Consider the following 17,587-nt stretch of genomic DNA (forward strand, 5'->3'; position numbering starts at 1 on the left):
GCGAAGGCGGCAAGGCGATGATAGCGTGTCAGGCGATGTCCGGGCGTCAATCCTTGTTGAAGGCTGCCAGATTCAGCGGATGCGAGTTGCCCAGCCACATCACGCCCTGGGTGTGATCGAAGAAGTCATCGCCGGTGCCGACATGAACGAAGATATCCAGTGAGCCGCGATTGAGCGCCAGCCACGGGATGATGCGGCCGAAGTCTTCCGGGGCAAATGACAGCTGGCAGCTCCACAGTGGGTGCGGGCCCACTTGCTTCTCATGGAAGCGACCGACCCGCAGCGGAAACTGCCGTTCGGCCTGGTCCGCCAGCTCGCGAGCGGCGGCTAACCCCTGCTCATCGGCGTAGTAGAGATGTGCATGGTAGTAGCTGATGTGGCTTGTCATGGCGTTGTCTCGATCGTTCTCAAGGGGGCTCCAGCGCTCGGCCTCAAGGGTCGTGGCGGGAGTTATCGAAGGCTGGCAGCAGTGGTCGTCAGGGTGTGATGAGCCTTGCGGTTCCTAGCCCCAGGCCTTGTAGATCAGCTGCACGCCCACCAGCGCCATCGCGAGGATGATCAGGCGGAAGAACAGCGTCTCGTTGACGCGGGATTGCAGCCACAGACCACTTCTGACGCCTGCCCAGGCCACCGGCACCAGCAGCAGCGAGGTGGAGAGGCTGGTGAGGTTGATCTCGCCCAGCGCCACGTAAGGGCCCAGTTTCATCAGGTTCATGCCCGCGAAGATGATCACCGTGGTGGCGATGAAGGTCTCCTTGGGGTGCTGGCGCGGAATCATGTACAGGTTGTAGGGCGGGGCGCCGGCGTGAGCGAAGAAGCTGGTGAAACCGGCGGTGGCCCCGGCAGGAACGGCCAGCCAGCGCGGCAGCGGCTTCCTGGCTGTCGGTTTGAACAGCATGTAGGCGGCGAACAGCAGCGAGATGACGCCCAGCAGGCCGCGAATCATGTTCTCGTCCAGCTCATCGAACAGCACCACGCCCACCGCGATGCCGATGGCGGCGCTGGGCAGGATGATGCGCACCTCCGACCACAGCTGCTTGCCCCACCAGGCACGGGCACTGAGAAAGTCCATCACGATCAGCAGCGGCAGCAGGATACCGGCGGCTTCCAGCGGCCCGATGGCCAGCGCCATCAGCGGGACCGAGAGTGACCCGAACCCGCCGGCGAAGCCACCCTTGGAGATGCCGGTCAGGTAGGTGGAGAAGATGATCGCGCTCCATGCCAGCGCGGAGTAATCAGGCAGTGTCAGCAGGGAGTCGAGAAGATCGGTCACGGGCAACTCTTGTCAGTGGCAGTCAGGACATGACGGGGTCAGGTGTCGTCACACCCTCGGCATCATGCCATTGTTGAACAAATCCGGCCGGTCTTCATCCCGACACGCTGCAATGAAGTCTTTCCCTTGGCGCACCAATGCGCTAAAAGGCGCATGTCGCACAGTGTTTTCTTTCGAGACACTGGGTGGGCAGCCCGGTCTGGCAGGCGTTGTCGCAATGCCTGTCGCTCGTTGGTCGAACAATCTCTGAGGTGGCGATGTCACGCGCTCCATTTGAAATCAGCGGTACCCGCATCGCGCCGGGAACGCGGGCCCAGGTCGATGTGCCTGTCGCCAAGCTCTACACTCATGCGCCGCTGCATATCCCCGTCGAGGTGGTGCATGGCCGTCAGCCCGGCCCGGTGCTGCTGGTATGCGGTGCCATCCACGGTGACGAGATCAACGGTGTCGAGATCGTGCGGCGGCTGCTCAAGAGTTCCAGCCTTTCGCGGCTGCGCGGCACCCTGATCGCGGTGCCCATCGTCAACGTCTTCGGCTTCGTGCAGCACACTCGCTATCTGCCGGACCGCCGTGACCTCAATCGCTGCTTCCCGGGCAGCGAGAGCGGCTCGCTGGGCTCGCGGGTGGCGGCGCTGTTCCGTGAGCAGATCGCCGATCAGGCCACCCACATCATCGACCTGCACACCGGTGCGATTCACCGCACCAACCTGCCGCAGATTCGCGCCACCATGAGCGGCAGCGATGCCACGCGTCAGATGGCGGATGCCTTCGGTGCGCCGGTGCTGCTGAATGCCGAGCTGCGCGAGGGCAGTCTGCGCGCCTATGCCAGCGAGCGCGGCGTACCGGTCATCACCTATGAGGCCGGTGAGGCGCTGCGCTTCGATGAGTGGGCGATTCGCCCGGGCGTCAGCGGCGTGAAGCGCGTGATGCGCGCCATCGGCATGCTGGCCAAGGACCGCGACCGCAAGCCCAGCTCACGCGCGGTGGAGATGTCCAACGGCTCCAGCTGGGCGCGTGCCTCCATCGATGGCATCGTCCAGAGCCGTGTCGGCCTGGGCGACCGTGTCGAGAAGCATCAGGTGCTGGGCATCGTCGCCGACCCCTTCGGCAACAGCGAAAGCGAGGTGCTGTCGCCCGCGGATGGCATCATCATCGGCATGGCCAATCTGCCGCTGGCCAACGAGGGCGAGGCGCTCTATCACGTGGCGCGCTTCCATGCGATCGACGATGCCGAGAGCGCCGTCGACAACTTCCAGCAGCTGTTCGTGCCGGATTCCATCTAGGCGACTTGTTTCACTTCAGGCCACTTCATGGCCCTGTTGCTGGTGGTGAAAACGCAAACGCCCCGCTCAATGAGCGGGGCGTTTGCGTTGTTGCAGCAGCCTGTCGTGTCGTCGTCGGCAGTGAAGATGACGACGACTGCGAGATCAGCCATGGCTGGTCTGGGTCTCGAGCGGGCCGTCATGGCGCGCTTCCGCGCCGTGCATCCAGTCCACCAGCTTGCCGGCGAACACCAGCAACAGCAGGCCGCCGAGCACGCCGGTGATGGCGATGCCGCCGAACACGCTCATGGCACCGGCTTCGCCGACCAGCGAGCCGATCATCCCGGCCAGGTAGTTGGCCAGCGCCACGAAGGCGAACCAGGCGCCCATCATCAGCGCGCCCATGCGCACCGGTGACAGCTTGGTGACCATCGACAGCCCCACCGGCGACAGGCACAGCTCGCCGAGGGTATGGAAGAAGAAGGCGCCGACCAGCCAGATCATCGAGGCACTGCCTGCGGCTTTCTGCTCCAGCACCGCGCCGATCATGCACACGAAGCCGATGCCGAGGGCGATCAGGCCGAAGGCGAACTTGACCGGCGAGCTGGGCTCGCGGTTGTCCATGCGTGTCCACAGACCCGCCAGCAGCGGCGAGAGCAGGATGATGAACAGCGGATTGAGCGACTGGAACCAGGCCGCCGGCACTTCAAAGCCCATCAGCATGCGGTCGGTATAGTCCTGCGCATACAGCGCCATCAGGCCGCCGCCCTGCTCGAAACCGGCCCAGAACAGGATGGTGAACAGCCCAAGCACCATGATGACCTTGATGCGGTCACGCTCTTCGCGGCTCAGCGGTGTCTTGCGGTTGCTGCTCTTGCTCAGGCGTGCCTCACGGCGGGCACTGGGTTCGACCCCCAGGTCACCCAGATGGCGCGGCGCGAAGATCAGCTGGATGGCGACCGCCAGCAGCATGCCGATACCGGCGACCAGGAAGCCGGCGTTCCAGCCATAGCCTTCGGCCATGGAGCCCGCGACGATGCCTGACAGCAGCGCACCGATGTTGATGCCCATGTAGAAGATGGTGAAGGCGCCATCGCGGCGGTGATCGCCCTGTTGATAGAGGTCACCGACCATCGTGGAGATGTTGGGCTTGAACAGGCCGTTGCCGACGATCAGCAGGCCGAGGCCGATATACAGCAGCATCTCGGGGTTGAGGCCGCTCATGGCCGGCGGCACGGCGAGCACGAATTGCCCGGCCGCCATGATCAGCCCCCCGATCAGGATCGCACGGCGGGCACCCAGCCAGTTGTCGGCCAGCGCTCCGCCGAACATCGGCGTGATGTACACCAGCCCCGTGAAGATGCCGTACAGCTGCAGGGCATCGCCCTGATTCCAGCCCAGACCGCCACTGGTGACGGCATCGGTGAGATAGAGCACCAGCAGGGCGCGCATGGCGTAATAGGAGAAGCGTTCCCACAGTTCCGTGGAGAACAGCAGATAGAGTCCGGCCGGATGCCCGAACAGCTCACGGCTGTTGGCTCCGGTAGGGGAGTGTGTGGACATGGAACCTCGAGGAAGTGTCAGCAGAAGCAGCGCAGCCCGGATGACGGGACTGCATGGACCGGCCCACAGGTCTGCAGAGGAGGACTGTGGAGGAATCGCCGATGACGGAGCAGTTGTATGGGCTGACATCACGCGAGCATGACGTGACGATGTCGAGACCTGTTGTTGTCCGTATGGTCAGCCATTCTGCGCGAGATGGCTTTGTCGGACAATCAAACGAAAGTCATGCATGTTGTTGGTATTTAAGGGGTTATTAGCTTAGATGGCGACGCAGGGTTGCGTCAGATGTCACGTCTGACAGTGCAGTGTCGTCACTTTGCTGACTGCCGAGACGACGACACCCGGCACTGGGCCGGGTGTCAGTGGACTATCTTCTGGAAATGCTGCGTTCCTGAGGAAAGGGGCAGAGGCTGCTGGATCAGGCCTGTTCGACCTGTGCCTCGGGCCGGTGCTCCGGCACGCGCGCCATGGCGTCATCGATCACCTCGATGCCAGCGCCAGGCTTGTGGGCGTTCTCGGAGACATGACGGCGGAACTGGCGGCCGCCCGGCTGCCCCTGGAACAGCCCCAGCAGATGGCGGCTGATGTGGTTGAGGCGCACGCCCTCGGCGAGACGCTTCTCGATGTAGGGGCGGAAGGCACGCAGCGCATCATGGCGGCTGGTGTGTGGATTCTCGGCCTCGCCGTACAGCTCGCTGTCCACCGTCGCCAGCAACCAGGGGTTGTGATACGCCTCACGGCCGACCATCACGCTGTCGACATGCTCCAGCTGCTCGTGCAGCTCATCCATCAGCTTGAGACCGCCGTTGATGCCGATATGCAAGGATGGGTGCGCCTGCTTGAGACGGTGCACGCGGCCGTAGTTCAGCGGCGGCACATCGCGGTTCTCCTTCGGCGACAGGCCCTGCAGCCATGCCTTGCGCGCATGCACGCTGAAGGTGTCGCAGCCAGCATCGGCCACGGTGGTGATGAAGCGCTCGAGATCGGCGTCCTCATCCTGATCATCGATCCCGATGCGGCACTTCACCGTCACCGGAATCTTCACCTGCGCCTGCATCGCCGCCACGCACTTGGCCACCAGCTCCGGATGGCCCATCAGACAGGCACCGATCATGTTGTTCTGCACGCGATCGCTCGGGCAGCCGACATTCAGGTTCACCTCGTCATAGCCCCAGCTCTCGGCGATCGCCGCACACTCGGCCAGCGCCTGCGGGTCGCTGCCACCCAGCTGCAATGCCAGCGGATGCTCCGTCTCGTCGTGGCCGAGGAAGCGCTCGCGGTCCGGATTGAACAGCAATGCCCCGGTGGTCACCATCTCCGTGTACAGCAGCGTACGACGGCTCAACACGCGCGCGAAGGCGCGGTAGTCACGGGTCGTCCATTCCATCATCGGCGCAACGGAAAAGGTGCGGTCAATCGGTGTCATCGGCATGGCAGTCATATCGGCTGGTGTGGGAGCAGGGATCGGAGCATCAGGTACAGGCGCTGGCGAGACAAGCGGGCGGTGATTCTAGCAGCATGTGAGGCGAAGCGCCGAGTCGGAGGGAGCCGTGAGCCAATGCTCCGCTCATGGCTCAATGCGTGTTGTTGACCTTCAGCGCCTCGATGTCCTGGGCGATGTCTTCGGCGAGCTGGCGGACGGCGTCGCTTTCGCCTTCACGCTGGGCGTAGGCGCGCAGGCCCATGACTTCGGCCTGAAGGCGGCGACCGAGGCGTTCCGGCTGGTGCGCGGGGCGCTCGGGGTCGATGAGTTCACCGGCGTCGCGGGCGTCCGCGAAGGCCTGGCGGAAGCGGGCTTCCATGTTGGCGAGCAGCGTCTCGACCTTGTCGCGGGCGGCCTGTTCACGCTCGCCGAGTTCCAGCAGGCTCTTGGCCAGCATGCAGGCGCGGGACGGCACTTCGCAGTCACGTAGTCCGCCGAGCTTGCGGATATAGGTGGCGAGGGCGGTCAAGGGCGAGTCGTGACTGGCCATCAGGCTTTCCATCTCGCGCAGGCTGCGCGCGGAGTAGCAGTCCAGCGCTTCCTGGAAGAGGCCGTCCTTGCTGCCGAAGGTGGCGTAGATGCTGCCGGGACGCATGTCGAGCGCGCGCTCGATGTCCTTCAGCGAAGTGGCATGAAAGCCCTTCTGCCAGAAGAGATTGAGCGCCCGTTCGAGGGAATCCTGGCGGTTGTGCAAGGTCGCGCGTGGCATGGCTGTCCTGACGATGGGGCTCGCGAGCGACGCCTGTCTTCGCGCGGCATGGCGAAGCGGGCGGTCTGCAAGGAGCAAGGTATTGAGTGAGTACTCAAGTTTAACTTGAATGATCGCTCAAATCCAGCTAGTGTGTTCCCCGACAACGCAGTGCAGCGGATGGTCAGGCTTTATTTTGAGCGTTTGCTCATATCTTGCCCTGAATCCTCAGGGGCGCCGCTGGAGGCTTCATGTCACTGACTGACAGTCCCTGAGGTTCCGCGCATCTCGCTCATCATTCCGAAGGAGTTCTCATGACAGATTTCACACTCTACACCGCCGACAATGCCCCGCAGGACAGCAAGCCGCTGCTCGGCAAGTCCGTCGAAGCCTTCGGCATGGTGCCGGGCCTGCACGCCGTGATGGCGGAAGCGCCGGGGCTGCTGGAAGGCTACCAGGTGCTGCACCAGCTGTTCCTCGACAGCAGCTTCAATGATGAAGAGACCACCGTCGTGTGGCAGACCATCAACGTCGAGCACAACTGCCACTACTGTGTACCGGCGCATACCGGCATCGCCAAGTCGATGAAGGTGGATGATGCCATCACCGAAGCGCTGCGCAACGAGACGCCGCTACCGACCGAGCGTCTGGAAGCCTTGCGCACCTTCACGCTGGCCGTGGTGCGTGAGCGTGGCTTCGTCGATGACGCTACCGTACAGACCTTCCTCGATGCCGGTTATACCAAGCGCAATGTGCTGGAAGTGATTCTTGGCCTGTCCCAGAAGGTGATGAGCAACTACACCAATCACCTGGCCGAGACGCCGATCGACGAGCCGTTCAAGAAGTTCGAGTGGCACAAGCAGGGCTGAAGCTGAGGTGAGAGAGTACGGCAAGTGCCTGACCCTCCAATGCTAATGAAAATATTTCTCATTAGTGTTGACGTCTGAGCCCGCGGGTCATATTCTGGGGTCATCGCTTCCCCGCCATGGGTAGCGGTGTCCCGGCCAGCGGAGTCAGGCCCCTGTCCGGGAGGCTTCTCATCAGACAGTTTTACGGTCCTTGCCAGCGGCTCATCCTACGGGGTGGGCCGCTTTTTTATGCGCAAAAAAAAGACGCCTCCTTCGCTTGCACGAGGGAGGCGTCCGGAAGCGCTTCTCGAGTCATTCGCTTTCCGTCTGCCAATGACAGGAAGGAAGGCTTGCGAGTCGAGCGGTGCTTCGTGCTCACCAGATTTGGATGTCAGGTCCCTGGCAAGCGTCTCATCAGGCCAGTCACGACCTTGATATTCTGGCGCCATGATACGTCAGCCGGTGAGGGGAGGCCAGCGGCGCGTGAGATAAACGCTGACTCAATGTTAATGAAAATATTTCTCATTAGTATTGACGGCGTCAGCCGGAGAGCATAATCTGGATTCATCGCTTCCCGCCATGGAATGCGGTAGCCAGAACAGCGGAGTCAGGCCCCTGTTCGGGTTTCTCCTCATCAAGCTAGTCACGGTCTTAGGGCGACTCTCACGGGTCGCCTTTTTTCGTGTCTGGCGCTTCTCCATTTCGTGTCTGGCGCTTTTTCTCGATTTTCCTTCCGTCGCTCTCCCGCTTGCCTCCTCATCTACGCTTGGTGCGCCCCGTCGCTCTGCCTCCGCTGGCGCGCCATCTCGTTTAGAATGACGACATCCTATTCCCACGCCGCCAAGGTGCCCGGGTTTCGCTGCTTTTTCAGAGGGTTGGCCATTGCGGTCAATCATTGTCATCAGTCAGGGCACGGGCGCGACCCGCGGGGCTTTCCGAGGAAGTCATCATGATCACACTCTATCGACTGCACGATGATGGGCGCCTGCGCGGTGAACATATCGTGTTGCCCGACCCGCAGCCCGGCCAGCCCGATACGCCGCCGCGCCTGGCGGACAGCGCTGAAGAAGCGGCAGCTCTGCATGCCGGGTTGCTGGCCGATGACGAGCTGGCGCCACCGATTCTGGTGCGTAGCGATGTGCTGTGGATCGATCTCTGTGAGCCGGATGAGCAGGAAAAGCGCTGGGTGAGCGAACAGTTCACGGTGGAGCTGCCTGATGTCGAGGAGCTGGAGGAGATCGAGTCGTCGTCGCGCTTCTATCTGGAAGGCGATGGCATCCACGTCGTGTCGCTGTTTCCGCATCGCAAGGGGCGCGAGCCACAGACGGCCAACGTCGCCTTCCATCTGCATGGGCGCCAGTTGATCAGCATGCGCCACGAGGATATCGGCCTGCTGCGGCTGTTCCGCAATCACCTGCGTCGCCAGCGGCTGAGTCCGGAGGATGGCTGGGAGGTGCTGTTGGCACTGCTGGCGATGAAGGTCGATTACCTGGCCGATGAGATCGAGGATATCTACCGGGCACTCGAAGCGCTGGGCAAGCAGGCGGTGCACCCCGAGGCGCTGGAAGACACCCTGCACGGCATCCTGTTGCAGGAGCGCTACAACGACAAGGTACGCCAGTCGCTGTTGGACAGTCAGCGCCTGCTGCGTCAGCTGACGCGCCATCTGCCCTCGGCGCCACGCCAGAAGTCGCGACGTCAGGAGATTCGCGACATGCTGCGCGATATCGACTCGCTCAATCCGCACACCACCTTCATCTTCGACAAGGTCAACTTCCTGCTCGATGCCTCGATCGGTTTCACCAACCTCGATCAGAGCCGCATCATCAAGATCTTCTCGGTGGCGGCGGTGGTCTTCATGCCACCGACCTTGATCGCCAGCATCTACGGCATGAACTTCCACTGGATGCCGGAGCTGGACGAGGACTGGGGCTATCCCTTCGCGCTGTGCCTGATGGGGGCCTCGGCGCTCTCGACCTATCTGTTCTTCAAGTGGAAGAAGTGGCTGTAAGCCGCTGAAGACAGGCATAAAAAAGCGCCTGGCGTCGTGAGACGGCCAGGCGCACAAGAAACTTGCATTACAACACTGAAGATCGCCACCGAGGCCCGGGATGGGCCGACAGCGAAACCGCGCGTGGGGGCGTCGCCATGCAGACCAGTCACCGGGAATCGGTGGGATGAGCAGTGCAACTACCTGAGCGCGAACCTGGACGGTCGGGCTGCGCCACGCAGGCCCGGCCGTCGTCGGTCTAGTCCGGAAGCAGGCGGCCGATGCCGCGGCGCACCTGCTCCCGCATGTTCGTGGCGCACAGTATAGGGTGCCGCGCTTTGGAGAATAAGCGCGTACAATCGAAAACTAGGGTTTCCATATTGGAAACCTGAAGGATTGATGGGGTGTCTGGCCGTGTTCAGGGGGCCATGGCGGTGGTAGAGCGAGGGTAAGGAAGACACATGGCGACACTTGATGCATTGCGCGTATTCGTCGAGGTCGTGCGCGCGGCCAGTTTCACGGCGGCGGCGCGCCGACTGGGAATTTCCAAGTCGCTGGCGTCCAAGCGGGTGGCGGCACTGGAAGAGCAGCTGGGCGTCAGCCTGATCAATCGCTCGACCCGCAAGCTGCATCTCACCGAGGCGGGGCGCATCTATTACGAGCACGGCCTGCGCATCCGCGAGGAGCTGGAATCCGCCGAGGCTCGCGTGCAGTCCGTCACCTCGCAGCCGATGGGCCAGCTCAAGGTGTCGGCGCAGGTGTCGTTCGGCTTCATGTATCTGGCCGCACCGACCACTGCCTTCATGCGCCGCTACCCGGAGGTCAGCGTCGAGATTCTGCTCGAGGATCAGCGCTTCGAGCCCATCGATGAGTCGGTGGATCTGGCGATTCGCATGGGGCCGCTGCCGGATTCCTCAATGGTCTCGCGCCCACTGTGCAAGGTGGTCTACGGCCTGTACGCCGCGCCGGACTACCTGGCGCGCGTCAATTCACCGCCGGTGCAGCCCCAGGACATCCGCGCCTTCGATACTATCTTCTACGGCAATTACGACCTGGGGGCCCATTGGCGCTTCACGCTCAATGGTCAGCCCTTCGATGTGGAGCCGGAGTCGCGGCTGGTGATCAACAATCTGCTCGGCGTGGTGGAGGCGGCCAAGGCTGGTTTCGGTCTCGCCTACCTGCCGACCTTCTCGGCCCGCGCGGCAGTGGAAAGCGGTGAACTGGTGCCGCTGTTGCAGCCCTACTGGAACGAGCATGGCTCGATGGTGGTGCTGTTCCGCTCACGCAAGTACCTGCCCGACAAGACCCGCGCCTACCTCGACTTCATCACGGAGTGGTTCCAGGAGCATCTGCAGCTCTGACGTCGTCTCTACCGAGAGGGTTACCACTCGATGGCCTGGCCGGCCCAGTCGTAGAAGCCGCCGCTGGCGGTGGGCGGGAGTTCAGAGGCGACGCGCAGCAGGCGGCGCGCCACGAAGCCCGTCGTGAACAGTTTCCCCTCGGGCACGCGGGCCTGGAAGGGCGTCGACAGCTCGGTGTCGGTGGTACCGGGATGCAGCGCGACCAATAGCGCCTCGGGATTGCGCCGCGCGATCTCGATGGCGGCGGTCTTGAGCAGCATGTTGTGGCTGGCCTTGCTGGCGCGATAGGCATACCAGCCACCGCTGCGGTTGTCGGAGATCGAGCCGACCCGTGCCGACAGCGAGGCGAAGATCACCGGCGTGCGTCGGCGCAGGCGTGGCGCCAGCATCCCCAGCAGCAGGGCCGGGGCGAAGGCGTTGACCTGATGCAGGCGCGTCAGGGCCGCCAGGCTCAAATCCTCCAAGCGCTTTTCGGGCCATAGCTGCTCGCGCTCGTCATGCAGCAGGCCCAGCGCGTTGAGTATCAGCGCCGGTGGCTGTCCCGCCTCGTGCTCCCCATCCAGTTGCTGTGCCAGCCACTCCTCGAGGCGTGCGGTGCCCTGCTCGGTGGTCAGGTCGGCCTCCAGCGTCTCGAGCTCGGGATGCGCTGGCAGGCATGAGACATCGCGACTCACCGCCAGCACTTTTCCACATTGCGGATGGGCGAGCAGCTCATCGATCAGCGCCCGCCCGATCCCGCCGCTGGCACCGGTGACCAGTGCACGGAAGCCCTGTGGCAGGCGCGCGAAGGTGTCCGCCGCCAATGGCTGATCTTCCAGTCTGCTGTCTGCCATGCGTGCACCCCTCTGTAGTGGTCGAATCAGTGGCCGAATGTGACTATCGTCAGCCAGTGCGCTCCATCAGCTTGGCGAGGCGGGAATCGTGGCTCAGCGTGGTCGGGGTGGCGTCTTCCTGCAAGCGGCCTGCCTCCAGCAGTGCCAGACGTGCAAAACGCTCCAGCCCCAGCGGCTGGTGGGTGATCATGATCAGACTGCGGCCCTCGCAGGCCGCGAGAATCGCGCTCATCACCTGCTCGGCGCTGGTGCGGTCCAGCCCTTCGCAGGGCTCATCGAGCAGCACGATCGGCGCCGGTGACAGCAGTGCGCGTGCCACGCCGAAGCGGCGCAGCTGGCCACCGGACAATGAACGCCCCCCTTCATCCGGGAAGCCGGCCAGTCCCTGTGGCTGGCGGGCCAGCCAGTCGCCGAGGCCAAGGCTTTCCAGCATTCGCGTCAGTGCCTCATCGCTGACCTCGGGAGCGGCCAGACGCAGGTTGTCGGCGTAGCTGGCACAGAACAGATGGGTGTCCTGCGGGCAGACCGCGAAGCTTGCACGCAGCGTGGCCTCCTCGAGTGAATCCAGCGCCACGCCGCCCAGCGTGATGTGTCCGGCACTGGGGGCATGGAAGCGACTGAGCACGTCCAGCAGGGTGCTCTTGCCGCTGCCGGATGGGCCGAGCAGTGCCAGATGCTCGCCTGCGGCCAGCGTCAGTGACAGCTCTTCAAGCACTGGCGTGTCGCCATGCGCGACACTCAGGTCATGGATCACCAGTTCATGTCCGGCAGGTGTGACGGCGGCGGAGTCCTCCGGAAACTGTGGCGCCGGTGTATTGGTCTGCACGTTATTGATGCGAGCGGCTGCCGACAGACAGCGACCGAGCCCCTGCCAGGCCAGCGGCAGTGGCGCCAGCGCCTCGAAGGCACCGAGCACGGCCAGCAGGAACAGTGCCAGCAGGCGACCATCGAGCAGCTCGCCAGAAGGCATCGTCATGTCGTTGTTCGAATCTGGCGCCATCTGGATCACACCGAGCAGGGCGACCGCGGCCAGCGTCAGCCCCAGCAGACTGTGGCTCAGCCAGCTGGCCAGTGCCTGACGGCGTGCCTGGGCGCGCTCGATGCGGTCCCGCTCGGCCTGTTGCTCGGCCAGGCGCTCAAGCTCCTCATTCCAGCGACCATAGATCACCAGCTCGCCCAGCCCCTGCAGGCGCTCCAGCAGGCGCGCGCGCAGGTGGCTGGCCGAGGTCTGATGACGCATGGCGTCACGGCTGCCACGCCACCAGGCCAGCCACGGCACCAGTCCGCCGGTCAGCAGCAGTCCAATCACCGCGACCAGCGCCAACGTCGGCGCGAAAATGCCGATCAGCATGCCGGCAGCGAGGATGGCGCAGACCGCCACCAGCGAGGGAATCAATACGCGCACGTAGAGGCTGTCGAGGGCGTCGACATCCGCGCCCAGGCGGGTCATCAGTTCTCCCTGCCCGGCATGCTGCAGGGCGGCGGGGGAGAGCGGCTCGATGGCCTCGAACAGGCGGCGGCGCAGACTCGCCAGCAGACGCAGCGTGCCTTCATGGGTCGTGACGCGCTCGCCATAGCGACCGGCGGTGCGTGCTAGCGCCAACCCGCGTACACCTGCCGCCGGGGTGAAGAAGTTGAAGGCCTGGGTGGCGGCGACGCTCAAGCTGGCGACGGCGGTGGCGGAGAGGAACCAGCCCGACAGCGCCAGCAGGCCAGTGGCGGCCAGCAGGGTGATCAGCGCCAGCAGCGCACCGATGCCCAGCCAGCCGCGATGCTCACGCATCAGGGCCAGATAGGGCGTCAACTCGCGTAGACGCGGGCGCTGCACGCTATACGCTTCGCCCAGTGCTGGCGCGCTTGTTGTGGCAGGCGTAGACGTGACAGATGCGGGCGTGTCAGGCGCTGGCTTGCGGATGGCGCGGCTCATGCGTCACCTCGCGGCGCCGGAAGGGGAAGCGGGCGGTCCTGCACCAGCTGGCCATCGTCCAGGTGAATCAGGCGCTGGCACAGCGTCAGCAGCTCTGGCCTATGGGTCAGCAGCAGCAGAGTGCGGCCCTCGCCGAGACGCTTGAGCGCGGCAATCACGCGCGCTTCGCTTTCGGCGTCCAGGCTGGCGGTGGGTTCATCCAGCAGCACCAGCGGCGCGTCATGCAAAAAGGCGCGGGCCAGTGACAGGCGGCGTGCCTGACCGCCGGACAGCGCCTGACCGCCCTCGCCAAGGCGCGTCTCGAGTCCACGCGGCAGCTGCTGGTACCAGTCAAGCAGGTCGGCATTGTCCAGCGCCGCTTCGAGTTGGGCGTCACTGGCGTCAGGTCTGGCCAGACGCAGGTTGTCGGCCAGCGAGCCGGACAGGACCACCGTCTCCTGACCGACCCAGGTCGCCATGCCCGGCGGCAGACCGTGGCTCAGCGGATGGCCGTTGAGATATAGCAGGCCGTCACTGGCCGCGACGAAGCCCAGCAGCAGATTGAGCAGCGTCGACTTGCCGGAGCCGGAGGCGCCGGTCAGCGCGACACGCTCGCCCTGGGTGATCCGCAGGGTCAGCGGGCCGAGTGCCGGCGGGGTCAGCGTGCTGCTCTGGCGGGTCCATTGGCTGGGGTAGCGCACACAGACCTCTTCCAGCATCAGTGAGTGCAGCTTGCGAGTCTGGGGACGTGCCAAGGGCAGGGGGGCGTTGGCATTGTGCGCCTGTACGGCAGCCTCACCATCCGCTTCTTGGGTGAACGGGGAGCTGCCGACGATGGGGGCGAGGTCACTGGCGGCAGCCTCGGCCTCGGCCTTGGCGTGGTAGTGCACGCCAAGCTCGCGCAGCGGCTGATAGAACTCGGGCGCCAGCACCAGAATGAAGAGCGCGGTCTGCAGGGTCAGCGGTGAGTCGCCCCAGGTGCCGAACTGCAGATGGCCGAGGAAGTGGAAGCCGAGGTAGACCGCCAGCAGCGCGATGGATACTGCGGTGAAGAACTCCAGCACCGTGGAGGACAGGAAGGCCAGGCGCAGCACGCGCATGGTGCGCTTGCGAAAGGCATGGCTGACCGCCTCGACCTGGGGGCCGCGCCTGGCGCTGCCGAAGAGCTTGAGGGTCTTGAGGCCGGTGAGCAGGTCCATGAAGTGGCGGCCCATGCGGTCCATCTCCCGAAACTGCTCCTGCGAGCGCTTGCGCGCCGCGATGCCGACCAGAATCATGAAGATCGGCACCAGCGGTGCGGTGGTGGCGAGAATCAGGCCGGCTGCCCAGTTAAGCGGAAACACCACGCACAGCAGCATCAGCGGAATCAGCCCCGCGAGGCGTGTCTGTGGGCGGAAGTCGGCGTAGTAGCCGTGCAGTGACTCGACCTGGTCCCAGACGCGGTTGGCCAGGCTTGCGCGATGCTGGCGACGCACCCACAGCGGGCCGAGTTCGGCGAAGCGCTGCAGCAGGCGCTCGCGCAGGCGACGGCGGATCTGCTGGCTGGCGCGGGTGCCGGCATAGCCACGCAGGCCAGTGAGTGCGCCACGCAGCGAGAGACTGGCGGCGAGCACCGCGATGGCCGGCCAAAGTGTCGCCAGGCCTTCGCGATCGATCGCGACGCCCTGGGCCAGACGGGCGATGGCCCAGGCCTGGGCGAGCAGGACCAGTGTCGAGAGCAGGGCGCACAGGATGGCGAGCTGGGGCCAGCGGCCGCCGGCACGTGCCAGTGTTTCCAGCCAGCGGCGTGGCACGAATTCTGCCGATGCAGTGGCATCGGTGGGGGAGGGTGAAGCATCGGGTGCAGCGGCAGTTCGGGGCATTCATGCTCCTGCCGGTCGTGGCAGAGATAGTTGCAGGGAGGCGCTGGCGTCACGTCTCAGGGCAGAGGATGACGCATCTGGCGCAAGCTTACCGCCGAGAGAGCGTTGGTACACGGCGACGCACTGTCGCACATCTTCACCTTGCGTATAATATGCCCCAGCACTTGCTGCTGAGACAGCAGCGTGATTTCACGGCCCGGCAGTCAGTCATTGCCGAGACGCTTGTTGCCCTCTCTTCTCGAACTACTGGACTCCACATGACCGTTCGTACGCGCATCGCACCGTCGCCGACTGGTGATCCCCACGTCGGCACCGCCTACATCGCCCTGTTCAACCAGTGCTTCGCTCGTCAGCACGGTGGCGAGTTCATTCTGCGCATCGAGGATACCGATCAGACGCGTTCCACCGGCGAATCCGAGCAGATGATCCTCGACTCGCTGCGCTGGCTGGGCATCGAATGGGCCGAAGGCCCGGATGTCGGCGGTCCGCACGGCCCGTACCGTCAGAGTGAGCGTGGCGACATCTACGCCAGGCACTGCCAGCAGCTGATCGACGCCGGCCATGCCTTCAAGTGCTATCGCACCAGTGAAGAGCTGGACGAGCTGCGCGAGTCGCGCAAGGCCGAAGGTCTGCACATGGCGCTCAAGCCGTCCGATCTCGCGCTGCCGGCTGAAGAAGTGGCACGTCGTGAAGCGGCGGGCGCACCCTTCGTCATCCGCATGAACGTGCCGGAAAGCGGCACCTGTGTGGTCAAGGACATGCTGCGCGGCGAGATCGAGGTCGAGTGGGCCCAGGTCGATGCGCAGATCCTGCTCAAGTCCGATGGCATGCCGACCTACCACCTGGCCAACGTGGTGGATGATCACCTGATGGAGATCACCCATGTGATGCGTGGCGAGGAGTGGATCAACTCGGCGCCCAAGCATCAGCTGCTGTATGAGTACTTCGGCTGGCAGATGCCGGAACTGTGCCACATGCCGCTGCTGCGCAACCCGGACAAGACCAAGCTGTCCAAGCGCAAGAACCCGACGTCGATCCTCTACTACCGTCGCATGGGTTACCTGCCGGCGGCGGTGATCAACTATCTCGGTCGTCTGGGCTGGTCCATGCCGGACGAGCGCGAGAAGTTCACCCTGAGCGAGATGCAGGAGCACTTCGATATCCAGCGTGTCTCGCTGGGTGGTCCGGTATTCGATGTCGAGAAGCTCAGCTGGCTGAACGGTCTCTACATCCGTGATCTGTCCGAGGACGAGCTGCTGAGCGAGCTGCGTCAGTGGGCCTTCAACGAGTCCTACGTCAAGCAGATCCTGCCGGAAGTGAAGCCGCGCATCGAGACGCTGTCCGAGGCGATTCCGCTGGCCGGCCACTTCTTCTCCGGTCTGCCGGCCATCACGCCGGACGACTTCGCCAAGGCGAAGCTGGAAGGCGAAGACCTGGTGCGTCAGATGCAGTTCCTGACCTGGAAGCTTGAAGCCGTGAGCCGCTGGGACAAGGAGCACCTGCTGGCGGAAGTGAAGCTGCTCTCCGAGCACTTCGGGCTCAAGATGAAGGACTTCCTGGCACCGGTATTCGTGGCGGTGACCGGCTCGGCGACCTCCACCTCGGTGATGGACGCGATGGTCATTCTGGGCTCCGACATGACGCGCGCGCGTCTGCGTCACGCCGTGGCCGTGCTGGGTGGCGTCTCCAAGAAGGCCGCCAAGCGCTTCGAGAAGGAATATCGCGACCTGTAAGAATATCGCGACCTTTATGGGTATCTGCGATGTGCAGATGATGGCCCCCGTGACGTATGTCGTCATGGGGGCCATGTCTTGCAGCAGGGCGCTGAACAGCGCTTTCAGTGCTGATCAGCAGCACGATGAGAATTGTGTGAAAAAGAAGTTGACGACCCCGAGGGTTATCAGTAAGATACGCCTCGTTCTTGAGAGACGGGGCCTTAGCTCAGCTGGGAGAGCGCAACACTGGCAGTGTTGAGGTCAGCGGTTCGATCCCGCTAGGCTCCACCAAGTTTCTCAAGCGACTGCGTCCCATTCGTCTAGTGGTCCAGGACACCGCCCTTTCACGGCGGTAACAGGGGTTCGAACCCCCTATGGGACGCCACTCTTCAGACATCTCGAGTCACCTTTCAGGTCTCGTGAAGTCAACAAAAAAGCACACCTTGCGGGGTGTGTTTTTTTTGTCCCTGATTCTGGCTTATGCACAGCCTGTGTGTCGGCAGAAAAGCATGTTATCCCCAAGTCGCCCTTGACAGACCCCGTGTCTTGTCCACTGTTCGCGCGCTGTCACATCTCCCCCTGCATCTCATCCCAAAGTGCGGCCCCTGCGGCTGGCGCTTACGTCGTGTTACCAAAAATTTCTTTTATATCAATGGTTTATACGCTGGTTAAATTTTGTGCAATCTGTTGGTAAGCCCGCTGTCATGCTGGTTCGCCACGCTTGTCTAGGGGTTATCAACGAGGTTATCCACAGATAGTGTGGAAAAACCTGCCGAGCGCCGCTGCTGTGTGGGATGTTGCGC

The 17,587-nt window shown here is 63.8% G+C and carries 13 protein-coding genes and 2 tRNA genes; 7 read left to right on the forward strand and 8 right to left on the reverse strand.

Translation table 11 applies throughout. The features are described 5' to 3' along the window. Positions 1 to 46 precede the first annotated feature (46 nt). Positions 47 to 388 (reverse strand): DOPA 4,5-dioxygenase family protein, encoded by a 342-nt coding sequence (locus F8A90_RS02425; protein WP_200018790.1) that lies wholly within the window; start codon positions 386 to 388, stop codon positions 47 to 49. 114 nt (positions 389 to 502) lie between these two features. After that, complete coding sequence (locus F8A90_RS02430) at positions 503 to 1,273, reverse strand: sulfite exporter TauE/SafE family protein (protein WP_233593414.1); 771 nt, start codon at positions 1,271 to 1,273, stop codon at positions 503 to 505. 257 nt (positions 1,274 to 1,530) lie between these two features. On the opposite strand from F8A90_RS02430, the gene F8A90_RS02435 reads away from it, so the two are divergent. Next, positions 1,531 to 2,556 carry a succinylglutamate desuccinylase/aspartoacylase family protein gene (locus tag F8A90_RS02435; RefSeq protein WP_166019818.1) on the forward strand — a complete coding sequence of 342 codons (1,026 nt, stop codon included), beginning with the start codon at positions 1,531 to 1,533 and terminating at the stop codon, positions 2,554 to 2,556. A gap of 144 nt (positions 2,557 to 2,700) precedes the next feature. Here the strand turns inward: F8A90_RS02435 and F8A90_RS02440 are convergent, their stop codons facing one another. From F8A90_RS02440 to F8A90_RS02450, 3 genes are all read right to left on the reverse strand, one after another. After that, entirely contained in the window at positions 2,701 to 4,098 is a 1,398-nt protein-coding gene (locus F8A90_RS02440) for a peptide MFS transporter (protein ID WP_200018792.1), read from the reverse strand. 418 nt (positions 4,099 to 4,516) lie between these two features. Continuing rightward, positions 4,517 to 5,524: a tRNA dihydrouridine(20/20a) synthase DusA gene (gene dusA, locus F8A90_RS02445; protein WP_052384479.1), complete on the reverse strand. Its 1,008-nt coding sequence runs from the start codon at positions 5,522 to 5,524 to the stop codon at positions 4,517 to 4,519. Positions 5,525 to 5,672: 148 nt separating this feature from the next. Then, positions 5,673 to 6,290, reverse strand: coding sequence for a TetR/AcrR family transcriptional regulator (locus tag F8A90_RS02450; protein WP_176676160.1), 618 nt, complete (start codon positions 6,288 to 6,290; stop codon positions 5,673 to 5,675). A 293-nt stretch (positions 6,291 to 6,583) separates the two neighbouring features. On the opposite strand from F8A90_RS02450, the gene F8A90_RS02455 reads away from it, so the two are divergent. The 3 genes from F8A90_RS02455 (at position 6,584) to F8A90_RS02465 (ending at position 10,468) form a co-directional block, all read left to right on the forward strand. Further along, the gene (locus F8A90_RS02455; protein ID WP_166019823.1) at positions 6,584 to 7,138 is read left to right on the forward strand and encodes a carboxymuconolactone decarboxylase family protein; all 555 of its coding nucleotides are present in this window, start codon (positions 6,584 to 6,586) and stop codon (positions 7,136 to 7,138) included. 928 nt (positions 7,139 to 8,066) lie between these two features. Continuing rightward, positions 8,067 to 9,128, forward strand: coding sequence for a magnesium/cobalt transporter CorA (gene corA, locus F8A90_RS02460; RefSeq protein ID WP_200018794.1), 1,062 nt, complete (start codon positions 8,067 to 8,069; stop codon positions 9,126 to 9,128). Between the two features lie 440 nt (positions 9,129 to 9,568). Continuing rightward, complete coding sequence (locus F8A90_RS02465; protein WP_166019825.1) at positions 9,569 to 10,468, forward strand: LysR family transcriptional regulator; 900 nt, start codon at positions 9,569 to 9,571, stop codon at positions 10,466 to 10,468. Between the two features lie 20 nt (positions 10,469 to 10,488). Here the strand turns inward: F8A90_RS02465 and F8A90_RS02470 are convergent, their stop codons facing one another. Genes F8A90_RS02470 through cydD form a run of 3 tightly spaced genes read right to left on the reverse strand, consistent with a single transcriptional unit; the run spans position 10,489 to position 15,069 of the window. Then, positions 10,489 to 11,301: an SDR family NAD(P)-dependent oxidoreductase gene (locus F8A90_RS02470; protein ID WP_200018797.1), complete on the reverse strand. Its 813-nt coding sequence runs from the start codon at positions 11,299 to 11,301 to the stop codon at positions 10,489 to 10,491. A gap of 49 nt (positions 11,302 to 11,350) precedes the next feature. Continuing rightward, on the reverse strand, positions 11,351 to 13,228 hold the full coding sequence (cydC, locus tag F8A90_RS02475; protein ID WP_200018799.1) for a thiol reductant ABC exporter subunit CydC: 1,878 nt from the start codon (positions 13,226 to 13,228) through the stop codon (positions 11,351 to 11,353). Further along, on the reverse strand, positions 13,225 to 15,069 hold the full coding sequence (gene cydD / locus F8A90_RS02480; protein ID WP_200018801.1) for a thiol reductant ABC exporter subunit CydD: 1,845 nt from the start codon (positions 15,067 to 15,069) through the stop codon (positions 13,225 to 13,227). Before cydD ends, cydC begins: the two co-directional genes overlap by 4 nt. 257 nt (positions 15,070 to 15,326) lie before the next feature. Between cydD and gltX the strand changes: the two genes are divergently transcribed. From gltX to F8A90_RS02495, 3 genes are all read left to right on the forward strand, one after another. Further along, positions 15,327 to 16,802, forward strand: a complete 1,476-nt coding sequence (gene gltX, locus F8A90_RS02485; protein WP_166019829.1) for a glutamate--tRNA ligase — start codon at positions 15,327 to 15,329, stop codon at positions 16,800 to 16,802. Positions 16,803 to 16,999: 197 nt separating this feature from the next. Beyond that, positions 17,000 to 17,075: transfer RNA gene (locus F8A90_RS02490), tRNA-Ala, on the forward strand. A gap of 18 nt (positions 17,076 to 17,093) precedes the next feature. Beyond that, positions 17,094 to 17,169: transfer RNA gene (locus F8A90_RS02495), tRNA-Glu, on the forward strand. The last annotated feature ends 418 nt before the right edge of the window (positions 17,170 to 17,587 follow it).

Origin of the sequence: Cobetia sp. cqz5-12, assembly GCF_016495405.1 — a bacterium.
Lineage (GTDB): Bacteria > Pseudomonadota > Gammaproteobacteria > Pseudomonadales > Halomonadaceae > Cobetia.

What these genes read in the sequence shown, in the direction of transcription:
- F8A90_RS02425 (WP_200018790.1), bottom strand. Translation starts at nt 388, where the DNA reads ATGACAAGCCACATCAGCTACTACCATGCACATCTCTACTACGCCGAT.
- F8A90_RS02435 (WP_166019818.1), top strand. Translation starts at nt 1,531, where the DNA reads ATGTCACGCGCTCCATTTGAAATCAGCGGTACCCGCATCGCGCCGGGA.
- F8A90_RS02440 (WP_200018792.1), bottom strand. Translation starts at nt 4,098, where the DNA reads ATGTCCACACACTCCCCTACCGGAGCCAACAGCCGTGAGCTGTTCGGG.
- dusA (WP_052384479.1), bottom strand. Translation starts at nt 5,524, where the DNA reads ATGACACCGATTGACCGCACCTTTTCCGTTGCGCCGATGATGGAATGG.
- F8A90_RS02450 (WP_176676160.1), bottom strand. Translation starts at nt 6,290, where the DNA reads ATGCCACGCGCGACCTTGCACAACCGCCAGGATTCCCTCGAACGGGCG.
- F8A90_RS02455 (WP_166019823.1), top strand. Translation starts at nt 6,584, where the DNA reads ATGACAGATTTCACACTCTACACCGCCGACAATGCCCCGCAGGACAGC.
- corA (WP_200018794.1), top strand. Translation starts at nt 8,067, where the DNA reads ATGATCACACTCTATCGACTGCACGATGATGGGCGCCTGCGCGGTGAA.
- F8A90_RS02465 (WP_166019825.1), top strand. Translation starts at nt 9,569, where the DNA reads ATGGCGACACTTGATGCATTGCGCGTATTCGTCGAGGTCGTGCGCGCG.
- F8A90_RS02470 (WP_200018797.1), bottom strand. Translation starts at nt 11,301, where the DNA reads ATGGCAGACAGCAGACTGGAAGATCAGCCATTGGCGGCGGACACCTTC.
- cydC (WP_200018799.1), bottom strand. Translation starts at nt 13,228, where the DNA reads ATGAGCCGCGCCATCCGCAAGCCAGCGCCTGACACGCCCGCATCTGTC.
- cydD (WP_200018801.1), bottom strand. Translation starts at nt 15,069, where the DNA reads ATGCCCCGAACTGCCGCTGCACCCGATGCTTCACCCTCCCCCACCGAT.
- gltX (WP_166019829.1), top strand. Translation starts at nt 15,327, where the DNA reads ATGACCGTTCGTACGCGCATCGCACCGTCGCCGACTGGTGATCCCCAC.